We start from the raw sequence: 5,228 nt of genomic DNA, 5'->3' as shown, positions 1-5,228 counted from the left end.
CCCTAAACTGCAGAAGTCGAATATCGATATCATCTCACTGGAATGTCAAAACTCACATGTGCCGATGGAATTGATGGAACTGATTCGCGGCAAAAAAGTGATGGTTGGCGCCATCGACGTGGCAAGCAATACCATTGAAACGCCAGAAGAAGTTGCCGCGACGCTGCGTAAAGCGCTGCAGTTTGTCGATGCCGACAAACTCTATCCTTGCACCAACTGCGGCATGATCCCTTTGCCGCGCGGTGTGGCAAGAGGCAAGCTGGATGCGTTAAGCGCCGGTGCGGAGATTGTACGTAATGAGCTGCTGAATAAATAACGCCGCCAAATATCACCATATATAAAACTCGGTCCGGGATATGACAATCATTCCCGGACCAAGCAGCTGAATCATTGATTAACCTGCCCACCCGACTTTCTAAAATCAATTACCATGGTTTGACCATCCTGAAAGGCGTCAAAATCCGGTCCCTGCGAAAGATATTCACGCGGTTTAATGACTCTCATCTCTTCGGTTGCTTTCACCGCTTTCAACCTCAAGCCAGCGTTGTTAATCAAAGCCAGCCAAATCCACCCCTCAGACTCACCTAGCATTTTCATCCGAATATGATCGATGATGGGGAAATTGCGAATATTGGTTTGTACTTCTGGAGCATCATTCAGCTGACCAACAAAAGCGAGAGAATCTATCGATTGTGCGTCAGGAGCCGACAGCGTGATTTTAATCTGATTCATCACATCCATTTGGTAACGTTGGTCATTCACCACCGTATTGAAACTTATTAACATCACCACCAGATGATAAAACAGTAAGATGACACTGAATCCCGCCAGCCAGTTTCTTATAGCAGGTAAAGCGTGCACGGATACGTAGAAACAGAACAGGAAAGTAATGCTGCAGGCGCCCAACATGCGTGGCGCAAATAACGGGGTAGCTAATGCCAAAGAAAGTCCTGGAATCGCCATAATGGCGATTGATCCTGCACTCAACATTAAGATGACCTTGCTTACTGTCAATTTCCGCTGTTGTTTTAAGCTGTGTGCCATTAAAACAAGGCCTGACAACATCATCAGTAAAGGCAACAATAAAAATACCATCATGCCGCCCGGATAGGCGCCTAGAAAAAGATGACTAAACGTTTTAATCGTTTCAATGATGATTAGCAAAGACTCTGAATTGGGCAGTAATAGCTTGCTGTGTTTCATGCTGTACCAGTCGATCTCAACCGGCAATAAATAATTCATCGCCAGTTTATAAACCAGAATGGCAATGCCCAGCGCCACTATTTTCCCGGCCAGCCACGACCATATAGATTGGTCATTATTCAACCGTGCAATAGCCAGTAACGCTACACAAGCAATATAGACATTAAGTCCTGGCTGATAGAGCGTTTGAATCAGCAGTAATATTAGCGCCGTGAAAATGATCTCCTGTAACGACTTGGAACGGTTAACCAGGCTTGCCAGCATGGCACCTGCGAATGACAAAAGAATGGTAAGGCTGTCAAAGCTATACAGCATTCCCTGCGCCATAAAGGGATTGAGCACCACAAAAAGCGGCGGCACAAATGACCAGTAGCCAATCAGGGGAATTTTAAGTTTTTCAGTGAAGAAAACAGCTGCAACACTCAGCGCCAGCAATCCGAGCAGTAAATTAAGCGGAGAAACATCGCTGAGCGTATTACCAAAAGAGACCAAAGCCTGTAATAACCAGGTGCCCGGTCTTCCATTGCTCAGCCACACTGACCTATCCCCATCCAGTATCCGGTAAAGGTCATCCCGATAATAAATTTTGTGGGTCCAAACAGGCAGAGTAGCAAGCATAGCTATCAACATGGTCAAAGCGATACGCTGCATCCGACTTACTGACGGAGGATCATTTACTGGCGTCATTTTTTGGGCGAATTTCCATAGATGCAGCGCGGCCTTCTATTTCCGCAGAGTTATGACCTAGTGTAGGCGGTAATGTTGATAAGACTTGGTTCGAGAGATGAGGATGAGATCAACATCATTGGCAGGCGCGGGCTGTGCGGATAACATGTCACTTTATCTCTTTCTAACAGGCAACATCGGCAATGGCTCTGATCCCTAAAAACTACACGCGGCTGGAAAGCGGCTATCGTGAAAAAGCATTAAAAATCTATCCGTGGGTATGCGGCCGCTGCTCGCGCGAATTTGTCTATTCCAATCTGCGCGAATTAACCGTCCATCACATCGATCACGATCACACCAATAATCCGGAAGATGGCAGTAACTGGGAGTTGTTGTGCCTGTATTGTCACGACCATGAACATTCAAAATACACCGAAGCGGATCAGTACGGTACAACGGTTGTGGCAGGAGAAGATGCGCAAAAAGATGTGGGTGAAGCCACCTATAATCCTTTTGCCGATCTGAGGGCCATGCTGAATAAGAAGAAGTAAGGTTATTGTTTGAGATAGAGGTCGCCATGAATGGCGACCCTACGAAGGCCCGTTGCGCGTACCCGCCAAATTACCGTAGGGTCGCCATTTATGGCGACCGATTTACGCTTACTTATTAGTCTTAGTGCTATTACTGAACTGCTCGGTGAGATAGTTGCTGGTGTTATTCAGCACGCTAACCATCTTATCCAGATTGGTGAACTGCTTTTTATAACGCGCGATCGTGTCATCAATACGTTTACTGGCGGTATTGTACTGATCGGTCAGCGTATTCAGTTTCTTACTGATAGTATCCGTCGCGCCCTGCAACACACCTTTGCTGCTGAGGAACGAAGTGAAGGTAGTATTCAGCACCGTCGAAACGCCGGTTTTTTTGCCATCGCCAACAAACATGTCGCGAATCGCTTCCGGTTTAACTTGCAAGCTGGTAGTCAGTTTGGCGGCATCCAGATTGAGCTTACCGCTGGTCGGATCGGTGGTAATACCCGCCTGCGATAACGTTTTGTAAGCACTGGAACCGGAAGTGTTCGCCAGAATGCTCTTCATCTGCACCTGAATATTACGCAGCGTGCCGTCGCCAATCAGCGCCCCATTCTTCCCATCCGGATCTTTACCCGCATCCACCGGCGTGTATTTGGTCAAACTCGCCATCGTATCCTGCAGCGAGTTATAGGCATTTACCCAATCGGTAATGGCGGTTTTCGCCTTATTGGTATCGCTGCTCACCGTCAGCGTCTGATTGCCGCTGGTTTCATCATTGAGTTTCAGCGTGATGCCTTCTACCGCGTCGGCGATCACGTTGCTGCTGCTCTCAATCGCCACATTATTCACGGTCAGCTTGGCGTTCTGCGCTTCGACGCTTTGCGTCATGCCGCTGCTGCCAGCATTTGTCGCATCAAAGCCGATAAAGTCGTGCAAGGTATCATCGCCGGTCACGCTCAGCGATTTCACCGCATTGCCGGTGCCAGATGCAGATGAGGTCAGTGACAAGCGGTATTCAGTGGCCGAGACCTTAATCAGGCTGGCGGTGACGCCAACGTCGGACTTGTTGATGGTGTCACGAATGGCCGAAAGCGAGGTCTGATCTTTAGTCAGCGTAATGCTCTTCTCTTTACCTTCCGCAGTGACAAATTTCAGGGTTCTGGAATCTGCATCGCTACCAATCGCCGCTTTGATATCGGTTTTGGCATCGCTGGTTAGCGTTTGCGATTGTGCCAGCTTCTGCACGCTGATGGTGTATTTGCCCGCCAACGCATTCCCGTTGGAATCGGCGCTAAACGCGCTAGAGCTGGATGCTGTGGTCGTCGAGGTATACAGGGCGGCATCGTTTAATTTGTTGTTAGCCGTCTGGAAAGTCTGAATCGCGGTTTTCAGCGTGCCGTAGGCGGACAGCTTGGCGGTCGCCGCCGATTGTTGTTTGGAAATCGGTGCCAGCGATTGCTTCTCTGCCGCAGTCAGTTTGTCGAGGATGGTGCTTAAACCCAGTCCTGAACCGACGCCTAATGTTGAAATCCCAGTCATGAACGCAACTCCTGTTAATTTAACGTTACGGTACTATCGGCAGCCTTAACGCAAACTTTATAGAAATCTGGTCATTTCCTTACGCTATCCTTACAAACACCAAAAACCGCGTCGTTAGCGCTCGATCGCCTGTGATTAATCGCGCTGGAAATATGATGCATTTCACATTTAACTGTCGCTGTGCTTGTCGGGAAAGCTCAGCCGATTATGATCTTGCGAGATTGTTACTGCGTTCAGCGCAGGCAAAACCTGACACGCCGTCCTCCCGGTGGGTCAGGTTTTTTATTTTCAGGGCAGATAAAAATGAAAATCGCGAAAATCCTCAACAACAATGTCGCGGTAGTGCTGGGCGACAACGGCAAAGAACAGGTTGTGATGGGACGCGGTTTGGCGTTTCAGAAGCGCGTTGGTGACGAACTGGATGCGCAGCAGATCGAAAAAGTGTTTGCGCTGCAAAGTGATACGTTGACGGGACGGCTCAGCGAACTTCTGTCAGATATTCCGCTTGAGGTTATCACCACCAGCGAACTGATCATTGCCAATGCGCGCCAGCAGCTGGGCCAGCCGCTGCATGAAAGTCTCTCAATCGCACTGTGTGATCACTGCCATTTTGCGATTGAGCGCCACCAGCAAGGCATCCCGATTCGCAACGTCTTGAAGTGGGAGATCAAAACGCTCTATCCGAAAGAGTTTTCACTCGGTATTGAAGCGCTGGCCTTGATTAACAAGCGATTGGGCGTGGAGTTGCCCGAAGATGAGGCCGGATTTATCGCGCTGCATCTGGTGAATGCGCAGCTCGGCAGCGATTTCGCCGATGTATCGCACATCACGCAATTTATGCAGGAGATCCTGCATATTGTGAAATATCGCCTGCAGCTGGATTACCGCACCGAGAGCTTGAGCTACAACCGCTTCGTCAACCATCTGAAGTTCTTTGCACAACGTATGTTGGGCAAACGCGGCGTGTGGAGCGAGGATGAATCTCTGCATGATGTGGTGCGCGACAAATATCCGCTCGCCTATCAATGTGCGGTGAAAATCGACCAGCATATTCAGCAGAAATATCTGTATGAGCTCTCCAGCGAGGAACGCATGTTCCTCACCATTCATATTGAGCGGGTGCGAAAAGAGACGCTGGCGTTGCAGGATGATGCGGACGAGGCGTAAACCAGGTGCGCATCAATGCGCACCCTACAAAAAACGCGTCAATCCTTTGTAGGGTCGCCATTAATGGCGACCGCCAACGCCTTACTTCAACGCTTCGCCATGGCTGCGAATCACGTCCTG

General features: G+C 49.2%; 4 protein-coding genes and 1 pseudogene. 3 read left to right on the top strand and 2 right to left on the bottom strand.

What is annotated here, in order from left to right:
• A pseudogene (locus RTY00_RS15225) lies at positions 1 to 316 on the top strand (methionine synthase); the annotation flags it as partial.
• A gap of 71 nt (positions 317 to 387) precedes the next feature.
• On the opposite strand, the gene RTY00_RS15220 reads toward RTY00_RS15225, so the two are convergent.
• Positions 388 to 1,821 carry a glucosyltransferase domain-containing protein gene (locus RTY00_RS15220; protein WP_312665011.1) on the bottom strand — a complete coding sequence of 478 codons (1,434 nt, stop codon included), beginning with the start codon at positions 1,819 to 1,821 and terminating at the stop codon, positions 388 to 390.
• A gap of 251 nt (positions 1,822 to 2,072) precedes the next feature.
• On the opposite strand from RTY00_RS15220, the gene yajD reads away from it, so the two are divergent.
• The gene (yajD, locus tag RTY00_RS15215; protein ID WP_312665010.1) at positions 2,073 to 2,420 is read left to right on the top strand and encodes an HNH nuclease YajD; all 348 of its coding nucleotides are present in this window, start codon (positions 2,073 to 2,075) and stop codon (positions 2,418 to 2,420) included.
• A gap of 108 nt (positions 2,421 to 2,528) precedes the next feature.
• On the opposite strand, the gene fliD is transcribed toward yajD, so the two are convergent.
• A complete protein-coding gene (gene fliD / locus RTY00_RS15210; RefSeq protein ID WP_312665009.1) occupies positions 2,529 to 3,941 on the bottom strand; it encodes a flagellar filament capping protein FliD in 1,413 nt (470 codons plus the stop codon).
• A 303-nt stretch (positions 3,942 to 4,244) separates the two neighbouring features.
• Between fliD and licT the strand changes: the two genes are divergently transcribed.
• Complete coding sequence (gene licT, locus RTY00_RS15205) at positions 4,245 to 5,108, top strand: BglG family transcription antiterminator LicT (protein ID WP_154183739.1); 864 nt, start codon at positions 4,245 to 4,247, stop codon at positions 5,106 to 5,108.
• The last annotated feature ends 120 nt before the right edge of the window (positions 5,109 to 5,228 follow it).

Origin of the sequence: Pantoea sp. CTOTU49201, assembly GCF_032054795.1 — a bacterium.
In the GTDB taxonomy this organism is placed as follows: domain Bacteria; phylum Pseudomonadota; class Gammaproteobacteria; order Enterobacterales; family Enterobacteriaceae; genus Pantoea; species Pantoea symbiotica.
This window is presented reverse-complemented; position numbering and strand designations above follow the sequence as displayed.